The sequence below is a fragment of the Reyranella sp. genome (assembly GCF_030651995.1).
Classification (GTDB): Bacteria; Pseudomonadota; Alphaproteobacteria; order Reyranellales; family Reyranellaceae; genus Reyranella.
Genome location: NZ_JAUSBN010000027.1, coordinates 21561 through 36447, shown reverse-complemented (window position 1 = coordinate 36447; position 14887 = coordinate 21561). Strand labels below are relative to the sequence as shown.

15 protein-coding genes are annotated in these 14887 nt (G+C 60.1%); 9 read left to right on the top strand and 6 right to left on the bottom strand.

Annotation, left to right across the window (positions count from 1 at the left end; genetic code table 11):
- The first annotated feature begins 1 nt into the window (after position 1).
- Positions 2 to 328 (top strand): H-NS histone family protein, encoded by a 327-nt coding sequence (locus Q7V45_RS07770; RefSeq protein WP_304849628.1) that lies wholly within the window; start codon positions 2 to 4, stop codon positions 326 to 328.
- On the opposite strand, the gene Q7V45_RS07765 is transcribed toward Q7V45_RS07770, so the two are convergent.
- Positions 329 to 1090, bottom strand: a complete 762-nt coding sequence (locus Q7V45_RS07765) for a hypothetical protein (RefSeq protein ID WP_304849625.1) — start codon at positions 1088 to 1090, stop codon at positions 329 to 331. It abuts the gene before it with no gap.
- Positions 1091 to 1219: 129 nt separating this feature from the next.
- Between Q7V45_RS07765 and Q7V45_RS07760 the strand changes: the two genes are divergently transcribed.
- Positions 1220 to 1630: a hypothetical protein gene (locus Q7V45_RS07760; RefSeq protein ID WP_304849622.1), complete on the top strand. Its 411-nt coding sequence runs from the start codon at positions 1220 to 1222 to the stop codon at positions 1628 to 1630.
- A gap of 465 nt (positions 1631 to 2095) precedes the next feature.
- Here Q7V45_RS07760 and Q7V45_RS07755 read toward each other — a convergent pair whose 3' ends face one another.
- Positions 2096 to 2617, bottom strand: a complete 522-nt coding sequence (locus Q7V45_RS07755; protein WP_304849619.1) for a hypothetical protein — start codon at positions 2615 to 2617, stop codon at positions 2096 to 2098.
- 166 nt (positions 2618 to 2783) lie between these two features.
- Here Q7V45_RS07755 and Q7V45_RS07750 point away from each other — a divergent pair, with 166 nt between their 5' ends.
- The 3 genes from Q7V45_RS07750 (at position 2784) to Q7V45_RS07740 (ending at position 4078) form a co-directional block, all read left to right on the top strand.
- The gene (locus Q7V45_RS07750) at positions 2784 to 3056 is read left to right on the top strand and encodes a DUF6626 family protein (protein ID WP_304849616.1); all 273 of its coding nucleotides are present in this window, start codon (positions 2784 to 2786) and stop codon (positions 3054 to 3056) included.
- A gap of 280 nt (positions 3057 to 3336) precedes the next feature.
- Entirely contained in the window at positions 3337 to 3507 is a 171-nt protein-coding gene (locus Q7V45_RS07745) for a hypothetical protein (protein ID WP_304849613.1), read from the top strand.
- Between the two features lie 130 nt (positions 3508 to 3637).
- Complete coding sequence (locus Q7V45_RS07740; RefSeq protein WP_304849610.1) at positions 3638 to 4078, top strand: DUF6641 family protein; 441 nt, start codon at positions 3638 to 3640, stop codon at positions 4076 to 4078.
- A 1024-nt stretch (positions 4079 to 5102) separates the two neighbouring features.
- On the opposite strand, the gene Q7V45_RS07735 is transcribed toward Q7V45_RS07740, so the two are convergent.
- Both Q7V45_RS07735 and secA read right to left on the bottom strand, forming a co-directional pair.
- Positions 5103 to 6248: a tyrosine-type recombinase/integrase gene (locus Q7V45_RS07735; protein WP_304849607.1), complete on the bottom strand. Its 1146-nt coding sequence runs from the start codon at positions 6246 to 6248 to the stop codon at positions 5103 to 5105.
- Between the two features lie 163 nt (positions 6249 to 6411).
- On the bottom strand, positions 6412 to 9177 hold the full coding sequence (gene secA, locus Q7V45_RS07730; RefSeq protein ID WP_304849604.1) for a preprotein translocase subunit SecA: 2766 nt from the start codon (positions 9175 to 9177) through the stop codon (positions 6412 to 6414).
- Between the two features lie 284 nt (positions 9178 to 9461).
- On the opposite strand from secA, the gene Q7V45_RS07725 reads away from it, so the two are divergent.
- The 3 genes from Q7V45_RS07725 to mutT all read left to right on the top strand — a co-directional run bounded on the left by Q7V45_RS07725 (position 9462) and on the right by mutT (position 12233).
- The gene (locus Q7V45_RS07725) at positions 9462 to 10448 is read left to right on the top strand and encodes a peptidylprolyl isomerase (protein WP_304849601.1); all 987 of its coding nucleotides are present in this window, start codon (positions 9462 to 9464) and stop codon (positions 10446 to 10448) included.
- Between the two features lie 97 nt (positions 10449 to 10545).
- Positions 10546 to 11784: a bifunctional glutamate N-acetyltransferase/amino-acid acetyltransferase ArgJ gene (gene argJ, locus Q7V45_RS07720; protein WP_304849598.1), complete on the top strand. Its 1239-nt coding sequence runs from the start codon at positions 10546 to 10548 to the stop codon at positions 11782 to 11784.
- The gene (gene mutT, locus Q7V45_RS07715) at positions 11784 to 12233 is read left to right on the top strand and encodes an 8-oxo-dGTP diphosphatase MutT (protein WP_304849595.1); all 450 of its coding nucleotides are present in this window, start codon (positions 11784 to 11786) and stop codon (positions 12231 to 12233) included. Before argJ ends, mutT begins: the two co-directional genes overlap by 1 nt.
- Positions 12234 to 12278: 45 nt before the next feature.
- On the opposite strand, the gene Q7V45_RS07710 is transcribed toward mutT, so the two are convergent.
- The gene (locus Q7V45_RS07710) at positions 12279 to 13091 is read right to left on the bottom strand and encodes a hypothetical protein (RefSeq protein WP_304849592.1); all 813 of its coding nucleotides are present in this window, start codon (positions 13089 to 13091) and stop codon (positions 12279 to 12281) included.
- Between the two features lie 12 nt (positions 13092 to 13103).
- A complete protein-coding gene (locus Q7V45_RS07705; RefSeq protein ID WP_304849588.1) occupies positions 13104 to 14078 on the bottom strand; it encodes a methyltransferase domain-containing protein in 975 nt (324 codons plus the stop codon).
- A gap of 36 nt (positions 14079 to 14114) precedes the next feature.
- Between Q7V45_RS07705 and Q7V45_RS07700 the strand changes: the two genes are divergently transcribed.
- The gene (locus Q7V45_RS07700) at positions 14115 to 14867 is read left to right on the top strand and encodes a ComF family protein (RefSeq protein WP_304849585.1); all 753 of its coding nucleotides are present in this window, start codon (positions 14115 to 14117) and stop codon (positions 14865 to 14867) included.
- The last annotated feature ends 20 nt before the right edge of the window (positions 14868 to 14887 follow it).

Here is a 14887-nt window from a genome sequence, read left to right as displayed (position 1 = left end):
AATGCCGCGCAAAGCCAGCCTAAGCCGTATCGAAGCGCAGATACGCGAACTGCAGGCAAAAGCCGACGCACTGAAGAACGCTGAAAAGCCTGGCATGAAGCAGCTGAAGGCTGTGCTGAAAAAATACAAGCTGGACCTGAGCGACGTCAAAAATGCGCTAACTGGCAAGAAGACCGCCAGCACCAGCAAGCTGAAGGGCAAGAAGGTCCCGCCGAAGTATCGTAACCCAGCCAACAAGACCGAAACGTGGACGGGGCGAGGCAGGCAGCCGAAGTGGGTCGCTGCTGCTATCAAGACCGGCAAGAAGATCGAGGACTTGGCTATTTGACTACGAAGGCTTGGGAAAAATCCCCAAGCTCGTGTTTCCGACAATCTTCCGCGCCTGCCTGTAATAGCGGCTCACAGCTGCTGCCATTATTATGCGCTTGCGGGCGATTTCTCGCTTATCGTCGCCCGCTTTGGGACGAGCACTGGGCATGAGCCCCAGCTCAATTCCTATTTCTGCGAGGGTTTTCGGGCTACCCACCTTCACATTGGCTGTGCAGGCGTCAAAAACACGAAGCTGAATACCGAGCGCATGGGTATCAGCTACCTGATAGAGCTTGAACCTCGCCGTGCTCTCCCTTGTTAGCTCAGCGAATGACTTTCTCCCCCTCGTTCGGGTGTGCCTCTTCTTCAGAAGCTTATTGAACAGCGCCTTTAGCCGCTTCTTGCTGATAGACAGGCTGGCGGCAATGACGAGCACACTGTCCTGCCGCCAGTCCTCCCGCCATTCATCCCGACGCTCGAGTTCTTTTAGAGTGAGCGCTATCTGCTGTTCACCAAACAGAAATGCTCCCAACGACAACTTGGGGATGTCCGTCTTCCGCGTCGACCACTCTTTAAAGTTGTCGTTTCTCACGTCTTTAAAGGCGGAATAGAGCTCAGAAAGCTCACCCTCTCCGTTTCGTTCACAGCAGGCGAGATACCGCTCGTTCCGTCGCAGGAACGCCCACCACCAATAATAGGGGCTGCGCTGCTGGTAAGCGATGCCGAGCGGCTTCTTGCCTCTGCCGAAGAGGGGGTGGAGAGCAGTGAAGTAGACCGACATGTTAACGTCCGTATTAGTCCGTTTGTGACGCGCACATACGTACTACGAAACCCGTAATATAATTGGCTCAATGATTAGCGAAGACATGGTGTTAACGCAATCACGCTCACAATATGAAAGAACATCACAATGAAGAAATCTACTTCTACGCGTAAGCACAGCGCGGGTACGAGCAAGTCCAAGCACTTGCAGCGCGCCCGACGGAATAAAGTACCCAACGCGCCAATGAAAGACTCGCCACCGAAAGGTATTATCAAGCGCCAGAGTGGCAGGAAGAAAGTCGGAAGTACTCGTCCTCTCAGCCAAAGGATGTTGGACATGGTGCGGGCAAACATCACGCTGGCAGTGGGCAATCTCGCAGATAATCAAGCCGCCATAGAACTGCTTACATTGACGCGAGGACATGAAGCCATGTTTGCTCTACGCGACGAAGATTGGGTTCGGTTCAGTGGGCTCAATCTGTCAGCACGGCTCGGATTCGAAATGTTGATGAAGCAAGAGAACGTGCGGGATTTGCTCAAGCTACGTTTCAGAGAGTAGGCATTGAACTTCTGTGGGCAAGAAATCCTACCACACAAGACATCAATGCGATGTATCGAGGCAGCAGAATAGGGGGGGCTTCGCTACCCGAGCCGCTGCTTCATCCCGCCACCAGCGTAGCCAAAGCCTCAAGCGATAATCGGACGTGTGACAAGCCAGCCATCCATTGCCTGGCTTGTTTCATGTCTGTCTTGTTCAATGTGTTGATGTCGAATTATTCAGTCGTTCAATTAGTGAATATGTATTCAAGTAAAAAAGCTCTGATTTATTGTAGATAGTGGAGATTGTGAGAATGTCGTAATTGTATTGAAATAATGTGTTCAGTACTAGAATTCAAACAATAGTATTACTTAAGCAACATCTCTAAATGCTGCTTTTCTACTACTAAACAATTCAACAAAGCGCTGTTCGTTTACTACACTGTAACCTGTCAAACAGTGTGCTTAGCATTCCTGCCTCTCAAGCTTAGTTCGTATTCATTGCGTCAATCGTGCCAATATTTCTGTTGCTATTCATGTTGTCATTATCAATGTGTTTTATACAGTATTCGCCGTAGCAGCCACGCTCGTAACGCTTCGCTTCTACTAAATGCTTCTCAGTATGCCAGTTGCTTCCTGCAATTCGTATATGTCGTCGCCAGCAGTAGTCTAACAGCAACGCCATATCTTCAGCCGTAAATCTGTCAGCTTCGCATAGCCCGTGTAAATGCCAGCTAAATCCGTCAGTCTTCTCCAGCGTCAAAAATCGCTTCAGCTTTCGCTTGTTCTGCTTCCCAAACATTATTGTCTCAAATCCACTCCAAAAAAAGCCAACATCTCTGCTACAACTAATGTCGTCGTATAATCTGCGTTCTTGTCTACAGCGCAAGGTCCAGCGCAGCGTAAACGCAACAACGTCATTGCCTGTATATGTATTCAGCCATTGCTTCACTTCAGGATGCTGGCTGAGCTTATATTGAATGACTGAGGATGAAGAGTGGTTAGGCATATTGTATTTACTAAATTTGTAGCGCTTCTCTAAAAAAGCACTCAATTAATAGGCGTTAATATAGCAAATATCGCTCAGAATGTCGATATTCTCGTGTTTTTCGCTCAATGTTTAATTAAATATCGACATTTTTAGCCGATTTATGATAAAATTACGTAAATAGCTGATGAATATTACCGCAATTTACCATCAGTTACGCGATATCGGCGTCGTCAAAAGCCAATACGAATTCAGCAAGTTATGTGGACGCCGCAATACCTGGTTCAGCAGCATCAAAGCACGCAATCGCAGTGCCAGCGTCAGTGCTGTCTATACGCTTGCTAACAATCTCAAATCCCAAGCCCAGCGCAGCAGTCCCATCCAGCTCGATTTGGCAGTAGCTAGTGCCCAGCTATTCAAGCAGCTAGATAAGCGATGCCGCGCTTCAAATCGCGTTTAGTCGAACCCTACAAGAGCTTGTCATGCTGTTTGTAGAGTTGGGCTGTAGCTGCGTAGCTCATCGCTACGAGAAGCTCTGATAGAGCGTCGTAGAGCTAGACTGCTGAGTGGGTAATTCTATTACTCAATCAAGCTCAATATCTTAGCGGAAATCTGGCAGCGAAAAGCAGGTCAGATTGACACCATTAGCACGTAGCAAAAATCATACTGCTGCCGCTCATACCCCTTCGCAACCGATTTCCTGTCAGGCAGCTAAATATGTAGCGAACAGGAGATTGACTATGACAGTGGATGAAGTGGTTGAGGATATGAGCGCCGCCGAACAAGCGGTGAAGCAAAAGGAACAAGCCGTAAAGAAGCAGAAGGCAAACCTGCGAATACAGAAGGCAATGGCTCAATACAGGAAGATTGCCAACAACAGCTTAACTGGGACGCCACCAGCTAAAATATAAGGGGCGGTGTAATTCGGTGTTGGCTGCCTCAAATAGACTGAACCAGAAAATGCTTTTCAGCTCATCATACCGATTGTCCAGTTTAGCGCCTGGCTATTGATTGAACTCATCGCACAACAAGGAGACAGCGATGAGCATGTTGAAGGGACTTACTTTTACGACGGCACCGCGTGCCGCCAATCTCATTCCGTCAGAGGAATATCGTCGGAACAAGCTCATCGCCAATCTGCAGGAGCAGCGTGACATCGCTATCGCCGATGCTGAGGGACGCGACCATAAGGTGATGCGTCGGCGTTGGGAGATTACGGAGACTGGCGAGAAGAAGCAGGTAGAGGCTCCAAAGCGCTTGCGGCGTTGGTGGACGAAGGACGCTGACGGCAAGGTGGTGCTGGTCGTGCGCTGGGGCAGTCGGCTGCTAGAATTGCAGGGCGAAAAGACAGCAATTGTTATCGGCGATAACACCAAGCTGGTGCCAGTATTTGACAAGATTATTGGTGCAGTTCGGGCTGGTGAACTCGACGCAGCGATTGACAATGCGAACAAGGGGCGAGCACGATCAACAGGCAAATAGGCTACTGCGACCCAAACGCAGTGCTGCCGGGAGAGGCTATGAAGCTTGGGGCTCTCGTTGTTCCGATTGTTCTCGCGACGGAACCAGCCGTCGCACAGGAAGCGTTGGTAAAATGCGGTAGCTGCCCGAGTAGCTACCGTGCCAGCGGCGACTATAAAAATTAATCAGACAAAGCGTAACGATAAATGAATCGTTGGAACATCCCTAAGTGGCTCGAATTAGAAGTAAGAGAACGCGATTCCAACTGCGTCTACTGCGGGGTTCTCTTTGGCTCAGTAGACAGTCATGGGAGCCGACCAAGCTGGGAACATATCTGTAACGATGCAAAGATTATAACTAGGGAAAACATCGCGCTTTGCTGTCGTTCGTGCAATTCGAGCAAGGGTGCAAAATTGCTCAGTGATTGGATGGAATCGGCTTACTGTAAAAGACGTGGTATCAGTTGTAATACGGTGGCGATTGTAGTGAAGCAGGCGCTTTCGCAGAGTCAAAATGGAAAAAGTCCACTAAGCTGAACGTCCTGTGTTGATGTTGCCAAAATTGACTGTCATCCTTGTTGGCGAGATGAATAAGAGCAGAGAGAGTATTAGCGTTAAGCCTCAATTACTCTCACACCCAAGTGCGGAAAGTTAGCTCGTTGGAATATTTCGGTCGTCTATCCGAAGACAATGCGTCGCCACCAGTATTCAAAGTGCGATTGGTAGCAGGCTTCATCAAATTTCCCTCTGCCGATGCATGATGTTAACGACGAGGGGGAGTAGCCTTTGACTTCCATGCAGAGAAGCACGAACAACTGTACCTCGTCTCCGTATTGGGACTTCGAAGGATAAGTCTTCATTGCCTCTATATGACATTGTGCCAAAGCCGCCGCCTTGCTCTCTCCGCAGCCAACCAGAGTGAATGCTGTCACTGCGAAGATACTTGCAGCTGTGATTAGCCGACGGCAGTTCATTCCCTGTCCCCGCAAGTATTAGTTATCTGAGTTTAGCCTAATAAGTATGCAGATGACGAGAACGATAGAGGGCTACTGTCGCAGCTTCCCGCCCAGCATGCTCGCCATACTCAATGCAGTCGCGCCCTTTCCGTAGTAGGTTTCAATAATCTTCACGCTGGTGCCCATGTTCCTAGCCACTGCGTAGATGGGAACATTGTTGTTTAGAGCCTGCGTGGCATAGAAGTGCCGGAGGCTGTAGAGCGTGTATTTGTCGTTGAAGCTGTTGCGTTCAATTCCAGCCAGTTTCAGCACCACGTTGAATTGGTCAATCAACGTAATGACCTGGCTGCCATCTGACATCGCAAATAACCAGTCATCAGCCTTGATGTCAGGGCGCCGTGCTAACAGGCGCTCGATATACTTGGTGGTAATGGCTCGCGGGATAACGTCGCGCTCACCCGTCTTGCCGCGCACAATCAGCCTGTAATTGCGTCTGCCGTGTTCGTCCTTAAACGGGTCGATGTCGCGCCGTTTGAGATTGTTCGCTTCACCAACACGCAGTCCGCTGTTTGCCAGTATCAGGACGTAGTCGCGCAGTAGCTGGCGTGTGTGTAGGTGTCGGGGGTCTTCACACTCTCGTTCCCACTTAATCAACGCTCGCCATAGCTTCCTGTAATCGACGAGGGAAAACGCGGGACGGACACGTTTGGTTTTCGGCGTAAACGAGAAGGTGGGGAAGGGTACTGCGCCTCGGTATCCCTGCTGTTGAGCATATTTGATGATGCTCTTACCCAGCATTATTTCCCACTGTAGCGTCTTGTGGGTGGGGTTCCGCTTGGCATTCTTGGGCAATTCGTCATCGGTCATGCCGGCGTAGTAATCGCGACGCCAATCGACGTAGCCGCTCATCTCGGCATCGCCAATTTGGCTGACTTGTTTAGTGCCAGCGTATTTACGCCAGAATTTCACTACGCGATGTGTCTGGCGCAGCATGTGCTCTGATGTGCGACCTTGCTGGTGCTGCTTCTCACGCAGCGCCACGTATTCATCAATTACCGTGTTCAGCGTCCGCTGCTTAACTGGCAGCCCGAGTTGCCGTCTCACTGTGAACTCTGTCCACAGTTTTTGAGCCGTCAGCGTCGCCTGCTCAGCGTTGCCAGTCTTTAAGCTGCGGTGCTGATACTGGTTGGTGGCGATAGCCAGCCGCGCGTATAGAACACCGCCGCGCCGATACACGACGAGTTTACCGTTCTCTAATCGCGTTAGAACTTCCAAGCCTCACCCAACCAAACTTGCGTAGGTTCTGTATAGGTCCGGGCTGTTTTTCAGCCCGGAAACGCAGTTTGTATAGGTTTGTGCAGGTAGTCAACAATTCGTAAGTTATTGAAAATAAACGATATTATACGCGTCCGTGGCAGTGCTTGAACTTCTTCCCCGAGCCGCAGGGGCAGGCGGCGTTGCGTGAGACCTTGCCCCAGGTCGAGGGATCGTTGGGATCGACCGGGCCCTTGGCGAGCGGGCGCGGGCGGTGCAGCGTCGCCACGCCGCCGCCGTCCGGGTCTGCCGGATCGTAGGCCGGGTCGTCGCTCATCGCCGCGGCGAGGGCCGGGTCCTCGTGCACCTCGTGCATGTTGGACGGCATCTCGGGCATCGGCGGCGGCTCCATGCGGATCTGCAGGGTCGCCAGCAATGTGATCACCTGCTCGCGCAGGTTGGTCAGCAGGTCGCTGAACAGGTTGAAGGCTTCGCGCTTGTACTCGTTCAGCGGATCCTTCTGGCCATAGGCACGCAGGCCGATGCCCTGGCGCAGATGGTCGAGGTGCAGCAGATGGTCCTTCCAGTTCTGGTCGAAGATCTGCATCAGCACGCTCTTCTCGACCTGGCGCCAGACGTCGGGCCCGTACTGCGCGGCCTTCTGGGCGAATACCCGCTCGACCGCGTCGTCCAGGCGAACCTTGATCTCCTCGTCGGCGATGCCTTCTTCCTTGGCCCACTCTTCGACCGGCAGGTCGAGGCCGAAGATGCGCTGTACCTCTTCCTTGAGTTCGCCGACCTTCCACTGTTCGGCGTAGACGCCCTCGGGGATGGTCCGCTTGACGAGCGTGTCGACCACGTCGCGCCGCATGCCGGCGACCGTGTCGGACACGTCCTCGGTGCCCATCAGCTCGATGCGCTCCTTGTAGATCTCCTGGCGCTGGGCGTTCATCACGTCGTCGAAGCGCAGCAGGTTCTTGCGGATCTCGAAGTTGCGCGCCTCGACCTTGCCCTGCGCCGTTTCCAGCGCCTTGTTGAGCCAGCGATGGGTCAGCGCCTCGTCGTCGGCCATGCCCTTCTTCTGGACCCAGTCGAGCACCTTGTTGTTGCCGAAGATGCGCATCAGGTCGTCTTCCAGCGACAGGAAGAAGCGTGATGCACCGGGATCGCCCTGGCGGCCCGACCGGCCGCGCAGCTGGTTGTCGATGCGGCGCGACTCGTGGCGCTCGGTGCCGACCACGAACAGGCCACCTGCCGCGCGGACGATCGCGCGGTCGCGTTCGACGCCGGCGCGGATTTCCGCTTCGACCCGCGCGATCTCGGCGTTGCGAGTCGCCTCGTCGGGGAACTTCGCGGTGATCTCCGGCACGCTCTGCTGCACCAGCATCTCGACGTTGCCGCCGAGCTGGATGTCGGTGCCGCGGCCGGCCATGTTGGTGGCGATGGTGACGGAGCCCGGACGACCGGCCTGGGCCACGATCTGGGCTTCCTGGTCGTGGAAGCGGGCGTTCAGCACGTGGTGCGGGATGCCGGCCTTCTTCAGCGCCTCCGACAGCCCCTCGGACTTCTCGATCGACACGGTGCCGACCAGCATCGGCTGCTGGCGCGCCCGGCATTCGCCGACCAGCTTGACGATGGCGCGCGTCTTGTCGCCCAGCGTCCGGTAGATCTCGTCGTCGGCGTCCTTGCGGGCGACCGGCACGTTGGTCGGGATCTCGACCACCTCGAGCTTGTAGATCTCGGAGAATTCCGCGGCCTCGGTCAGCGCCGTGCCGGTCATGCCCGAGAGCTTGGGGTACATTCGGAACAGGTTCTGGAAGGTGATCGACGCCAGCGTCTGGTTCTCGCGCTGGATCTCGACCTGCTCCTTGGCCTCCAGCGCCTGGTGCAGGCCCTCGGAGTAGCGGCGGCCCTGCATCATGCGGCCGGTGAACTCGTCGATGATGACGACCTGGCCGTCCTTCACGATGTAGTCGACGTCGCGGCTGAACAGCTTGTGGGCGCGCAGCGCCTGGGTGACGTGGTGCAGCACCGACACCATGGTCGGCGCATAGAGGCTGATCCCCTCGGCCAGCAGCCCGTCGGTACGCAGGGTGTCCTCGACGGCCTCGATGCCGGCATCGGTCAGCACGACCGTGCGGTTCTTCTCGTCCTTCTCGAAATGCTCGGGCTTCAGCCGGGGAATCACCGTGTCGGCGCGCCGGTAGAGCTCGGACGAATCCTCGGCCGGGCCTGAGATGATGAGAGGGGTACGAGCCTCGTCGATCAGGATCGAATCGACCTCGTCGACGATGGCATGGTTGAAGGGCCGCTGGACCATCGCGTCCAGCCGATACTTCATGTTGTCGCGCAGGTAGTCGAAGCCGATCTCGTTGTTGGTGCCGTAGGTGACGTCGCAGGCATAGGCGGCCTTGCGCTGCTCGTCGTCGAGGTCGTGCACGATGATGCCGACCGTGAGGCCGAGGAAGGTGTAGACCCGGCCCATCCATTCGGCGTCGCGGCGGGCCAGATAGTCGTTCACGGTGACGACGTGCACGCCCTTGCCGGGCAGGGCATTGAGATAGACGGCGAGCGTGGCGACCAGCGTCTTGCCTTCGCCGGTCTTCATCTCGGCGATCTTGCCCTGGTGCAGGACCATGCCGCCCTTGAGCTGGACGTCGAAGTGGCGCTGACCCAGGGTGCGCTTGGCCGCCTCGCGCACCGTGGCGAAGGCCTCGGGCAGGAGGTCGTCGAGCGTTTCGCCCTTGGCCAGGCGTTCGCGGAATTCGACGGTCTTGCCTCTCAGCTGCTCGTCGGACAGCTTGACCATCTCGGGCTCAAGCGCATTGATTTTCGCCACCGGCTTGTCGAAGCCTTTGACGATCCGGTCGTTGGCCGTCCCGAAGAGCGTCCGGGCAAGCGCGCCAAGCATGGAAAACCTCGATATTCTAATGACTTAGGCGGGCTCAGTGGCCCGCCCTTGCCATCAGAGATAGAGAGCGGCCGGTAGAGTGTCAACGCAGCGGACCATCGCAGGCGTGCCGAAAGGCAGACGCCCAAACGTCATCGCCCCGACATGGACGCGGTACTCACGAAAAAGTGCCGCAATTCAAGGCCATCAGGCACCTCGCCGGGGAGGCGGCGCTTGCTTGGTCCAACGGGGCCTGTGTAAACGGTTTGCGCCTTTCGCAACGAATGAATCTGCTGGAGTCCGCCATGAGTCTTGACCTGCGTTCCCTGCGCCTCGCCCTCCTGAGTGGCGCGGTCGCCCTCGTCGCGGGTCCTGCCCTGGCCCAGACCCCGCCGGCCGGCCAGCCGGCCAAGCCGCCCGCGGCCGCCCCCGCCAAGCCGCCGGCTGCCGCCGCGCCGGCCGCGATCAAGGACCCGGTCGTCGCCATCGTGAACGGTCAGCAGGTTCGCCTGTCCGAACTCGAGATCGCCCAGCAGTCGCTGCCGCAGCAGTACCGCTCCATGCCGCTGCAGGCGGTGTTCCCGGCGCTGCTGGAGCGCATCATCGACAGCAAGCTGGTCGTCCAGGAAGGCAAGAAGACCAAGACCAACGAGGACCCGGCGTTCAAGAAGCGCATGGCCTTCGTCGAGGAGCAGGTCCTGCAGGACTTCTGGATCCAGCGCGAGATCTCGCGCCTGGTCACCCTGGAGAAGATCCAGCAGAAGTATCAGGAGCGCCTGAAGTCGATGCCGGCGGAAGACGAAGTGCATGCGCGCCACATCCTGGTCGCCACCGAGGACGAGGCGAAGGCCATCATTGCCGAGCTGAAGAAGGGCACGGCCTTCGACAAGATCGCCAAGGACAAGTCGACCGACAAGGCGTCTGGTGCCGAGGGCGGCGATCTCGGCTGGTTCAAGAAGTCCGACATGGTGAAGGAATTCGCCGATGCCGCCTTCGACCTCAAGAAGGGCCAGACCTCGGAGACGCCGACCAAGACCCAGTTCGGCTACCACATCATCAAGATCGACGACCGCCGCACGGCGCCGCCGCCGGCGCTCGAGGAGCTTTCCGACCAGATCCGCGAGGAACTGGCGCGTGAGGCCGTGACGGCCCAGCTCGACAAGATCCGCGCCGGTTCCAAGATCGAAAAGTTCAACATGGACGGCACCAAGGTGGAGGCGGCCCCGTCTGCGCCGGCAGCTCCCGCCGCGACGCCGGCAAAGCCCGCGACCCCGGCTGCGCCGCCGAAGTAGAACAGGGGCTCAACTAAAACTCACGTTTTAGGGTGTTTCTGGTGTAGTCTCCGCCGCTGGCCGGCCGCTTTTCGCGGTCGCGCCCGAGGGGAGACACATGTCCGCTAAGCACGCCATATCGCCGCTCGCGCCCAAGACGACGCCGACGCTGCCCCGCATCGCGGGCGTAAAGCTCGGTGTCGCGCGTTCCGGCGTGCGCTACACGGACCGCGACGACGTCCTGCTGGCCGTGGTGCCGGCCGGGGCGACCATCGCGGGCGTCCTGACCAAATCCAAGACCTGCTCGGCGCCCGTCGACTGGTGCCGTAAGAACCTGGCCCGCGGCAAGGTCCGCGCGATCGTGGTCAATGCCGGCAACGCCAATGCTTTCACCGGCAAGCTCGGCGACAAGGCGGTCGAGGAATCGACCCGGGCCATCGCCCAGGCGCTGGGCTGTCCGCGCAACGAGGTCTTCATGGCCTCGACCGGCGTGATCGGCCAGCCGCTCGAGTGGGAGAAGATCGCCGCCGTGGTGCCGACCCTGATCAAGTCGGGCAAGGAGGACGCCTGGTCGGCCGCCGCGGCCGCCATCATGACCACCGACACCTTCCCCAAGCTAGCCACGCGTCAGGCCAAGATCGGCGAGCGCACGGTGACGGTGAACGCCTTCCTCAAGGGCTCGGGCATGATCGCGCCGGATATGGCCACCATGCTGGGCTTCGCCTTCACCGACGCCAAGATCCCGGGTCCCGTCCTGCAGAAGCTCCTGTCGGATGCTGCAGACAAGTCCCTCAACTGCGTCACCGTCGATGGCGACACCTCGACCAGCGACACCTTCCTGATGGTCGCGACGGGGGCGGCGCGGCATGCGCCGATCGAGGAGGCCGACGACCCCGTTCTGGTCGATTTCAAGCGGGCCCTCGACGAGGTGATGATCGAACTGGCGCAGCTGCTCGCGCGCGACGGCGAGGGCGCCACCAAGTTCGTGACCATCAACGTGGGCGGCGCCTCGTCGAACGGCGCCGCACGCAAGATCGGCCTGGCGGTCGCCAATTCGCCGCTGGTCAAGACCGCGATCGCCGGCGAGGACGCCAACTGGGGCCGCATCGTCATGGCGGTCGGCAAGTCGGGCGAGCGGGCGGACCGCGACAAGCTGCGCATCTCGATCGGCGGCGTGCGCATCACCGACCAGGGCCAGGTCGTGCCGAACTACGACGAGGCGCCTGTCGCCCAGCACATCAAGGGCTCCGACGTGGTGATCGACATCGACCTGGGTATCGGCCGCGGCCGCGCCACCGTCTGGACCTGCGATCTCACGCACGGCTACATCGACATCAACGGCAGCTACCGCTCCTGATGGGCGGCTTCGACGACGAGTGTCCGGGCGGACCGCCGCCGCTCGGCGAGCGGCCGCTCGTGCTGGTGGCGGCCGTCGCCCTGGTCGATGTCGACAGCCGCGTCCTCATTGCCCAGCGCCCGGCCGGCAAGTCGATGGCCGGGCTCTGGGAATTTCCCGGCGGCAAGGTCGAGCCGGGCGAGACGCCGGAGCAGGCGCTGGTCCGCGAGCTGCACGAAGAGCTGGGTATCGAGACGTCGACGAGCTGCCTGGCGCCGATCGCGTTCGCCAGCCATGGCTACGACAAGTTCCACCTGCTGATGCCGGTTTTCGCCTGCCGCAAGTGGAACGGAATGCCCCAGGCGCGCGAGGGCCAGGCCCTGAAATGGGTCGCTCCCATGGAACTCGGGAAGTACCCGATGCCACCCGCAGACGTCCCGCTGGTCGGCCTGCTGCGCGATTTGCTCTGACCTTTCATGTTCCTCTACCCCGCTAGGGGGAGAGGAGTCTGAAGGTCAGCGCTGCTCAATCGCCCGAAGGGGCGCGCCCTCGCGCCAGCCCAGCAGGTCGCGGAAGATCAGCGCCTGCGCGGTCGCGGCCACCGCGGTGCCGGCATAGGAGACCAGGATCGCCGCCGTCCAGGTGATCACGGCCGCCGATTCGCCGGCGCCCAGCACGCCACGCGCCAGGCTGAGCACGACCAGGGTCGCCATGGTGGTGACGAGGGCGCTCGAGAAAAAGATCAGGAACAGCACGCCGATGATCGTCCAGGCGTTGCCGCGGCTGTGAGACCATGACAGGCGCGGCGAAAAGGGCTCGTCGACGGACGTCGCGGCGAGGCCGTAGCTGATGCGCAGCGCCAGCACGACCGACACGGTGAAACCGGCTCCGATCGGCGCGGCCAGCGCCTGCCGGCGCGCAACCTCGGGATCGATCGCGGCGCCCGCAGCCAGACTCTCGGGATCGATGTTGCCCAGGGCCAGCACGAAGGCGGCGAGCAGGACGAAGGTGAAGCCGCCGATCTTGATGAGGTGGAGCAGGAAGGCCGTCTCGCGTGGCGACCAGCCGAGCCCCGGCAATCGGCCGACACGATTGGGCCCGAGCAGCACGACGCGCTGCCAGGCCACCATGAACATGACCGTCGGAATCATGTCGGCGGCCTTCTCGATCAGCATCGGCATCAGCGAGTCGCGGCTCATCGTCGATCCCAGCAGCCGGATCACGAGCGAGGCGATCCACGGGATGGTCACGAGATGGAAGAACAGGCTGAAATTGGCGAAGACGAACCCGAAGCTCTGGGCCACCAGGCCGCCAAACGAGAGTTTCACCGCTGGCACTGTCTAGCTCCGTTCCACTTTTTCGCCCGCACTCAGTTCCGAAGTCCCCAGGGCGTCGGCCAGCCGCTGCGCGGCGCTGCCGGGCTTGAGCGCCTTGGGCTGGGAGGCATGCGGCGACCAGCCGTGCAGGAACAGGACCTCGAAGCTCGCGGTCACCCGGCCGCCCGGCCGGGCGAACCGTTCGCCGTAGAGTTCGGCGGCGCGCAGCAGCACGGCGCGCCCGGCCATGCCGCGACGCCGGCCGACCACGAGGTTGCTCTCACCCATGGCGCGGAGGTCGCGCATCAGCGCCAGGGCGCTCTCATACTCGACCTCGATCGTCTCGCCGTCGGCCACCGGCAGGGCGAAGCCTGCCCGCTGCAGCAGGCCCGCCGCGTCGCGCAGGTCGGCGAAGGGTGAGACGCGCGGGCTCAGTCCGCCGTCGATCTCGCTTTCCGCGGCGGCAAGGGCCTGGCGAAGCTGCCACAGGGTGGCGCCGCCCAGCAGGGCGCCGAGGAACAGGCCATCGGGCTTCAGGATGCGTGCGATCTGGATCAGGGTGCCGGGCAGGTCGTTGACCCAGTGGAGGTCCATGGCGCTCAGCACCAGGTCGAAGCGTCCGGCCGCGAAGGGCAGGAACTCCTCGTCGGCGACGATGGCCGGTCCGCGGGCGCGCGCCGCGAAGCCGCGGCCGAGATCGGCGCGCACCAGCTGCCCGACGATCGTGCGTTCGCCCAGCGCGTTTGCCACTTCGTCACCATGGCTGCCGAGATCGAGGCCGAGGGGAAAGGTGCGGCGCACGTCGTCCAGGCGGTCGACCAGCCGTTCGGCGATCTCGCGTTTCAGGAAATCGTGACGCTCCCAGTCGCGGGCCGCGCGCTCGCGGCGCCGGCGCAAGGTGGCGCGGTCGAAAACCAGCAGGGGATCGTGGCTCGTCACAGTGGCTATGTAGGGAAAAAGCACGGCGGCGGGTAGGGGAACGCCATCCTGTGGGCGCATTTGCCCGCCCCAATCCGCTGCATGTCGCCGCGAGGAGTGAAGGAAGCCGTTGCGGGAGTGGGCCGGGCCGTGCTCGACGCCGTGTTGCCGCCGCTCTGTCTCGGCTGCAACGAGATCGTCAGCGCACCGGGATCGCTGTGCGCGAGCTGCTGGCACGGCTTTTCCTTCATTTCCGCCCCGCACTGCGCCTGCTGCGGCACGCCTCTCGCGGAGGATTTGGGGCCTGAGGCGCTCTGTGCCGGCTGCCTCGTCCGTCGCCCGCGCTACCATCGCGCCCGTGCCGCTTTGGTCTATGACGATCAGAGCCGCCGGCTCGTCCTGCCGTTCAAGCACGGGGACCGCACGGATATCGCGCGGGCCTGCGGCGGCTGGATGGCGCGCGCGGGCGCCGATCTCCTGGGCGAGGCCGATCTGGTCGCGCCCGTGCCGCTCCATTGGCGGCGGCTGTTCATGCGCCGCTACAATCAGGCGCAGCTTCTGGCCCGTATCGTCGTGCGGACGGCGGCAGGCGGCCGGGATCTGCAGTTGGCGCCCGACCTGTTGCGACGACAGCGCTGGACCGGGTCGCAAGCCGGCCTCAGGGCGAAGGAGCGGCGGCGCAACGTGCGCGAGGCCTTCGACGTCCACCCGAAATGGCGGCCGCTGGTGGCCGGCAAGACCGTCCTGCTGGTCGACGACGTGCTGACGACCGGGGCGACGGTCGAGGCCTGCGCCCGCGCGCTGCAACGCGCCGGTGTCCCGAGGGTTGATGTCCTGACACTGGCGCGGGTCGTGCGGCCAGCGTTATAGTTTCGACAAAGAGGTTCACC

Bases quoted from the DNA above. Each gene is read 5' to 3' on its own strand.
- mutT (WP_304849595.1), top strand. From the start codon at position 11,784: ATGGGCGGCTTCGACGACGAGTGTCCGGGCGGACCGCCGCCGCTCGGC.
- Q7V45_RS07770 (WP_304849628.1), top strand. From the start codon at position 2: ATGCCGCGCAAAGCCAGCCTAAGCCGTATCGAAGCGCAGATACGCGAA.
- Q7V45_RS07725 (WP_304849601.1), top strand. From the start codon at position 9,462: ATGAGTCTTGACCTGCGTTCCCTGCGCCTCGCCCTCCTGAGTGGCGCG.
- Q7V45_RS07745 (WP_304849613.1), top strand. From the start codon at position 3,337: ATGACAGTGGATGAAGTGGTTGAGGATATGAGCGCCGCCGAACAAGCG.
- Q7V45_RS07750 (WP_304849616.1), top strand. From the start codon at position 2,784: ATGAATATTACCGCAATTTACCATCAGTTACGCGATATCGGCGTCGTC.
- Q7V45_RS07705 (WP_304849588.1), bottom strand. From the start codon at position 14,078: ATGCGCCCACAGGATGGCGTTCCCCTACCCGCCGCCGTGCTTTTTCCC.
- Q7V45_RS07755 (WP_304849619.1), bottom strand. From the start codon at position 2,617: ATGCCTAACCACTCTTCATCCTCAGTCATTCAATATAAGCTCAGCCAG.
- Q7V45_RS07760 (WP_304849622.1), top strand. From the start codon at position 1,220: ATGAAGAAATCTACTTCTACGCGTAAGCACAGCGCGGGTACGAGCAAG.
- argJ (WP_304849598.1), top strand. From the start codon at position 10,546: ATGTCCGCTAAGCACGCCATATCGCCGCTCGCGCCCAAGACGACGCCG.
- Q7V45_RS07765 (WP_304849625.1), bottom strand. From the start codon at position 1,090: ATGTCGGTCTACTTCACTGCTCTCCACCCCCTCTTCGGCAGAGGCAAG.
- Q7V45_RS07740 (WP_304849610.1), top strand. From the start codon at position 3,638: ATGAGCATGTTGAAGGGACTTACTTTTACGACGGCACCGCGTGCCGCC.
- secA (WP_304849604.1), bottom strand. From the start codon at position 9,177: ATGCTTGGCGCGCTTGCCCGGACGCTCTTCGGGACGGCCAACGACCGG.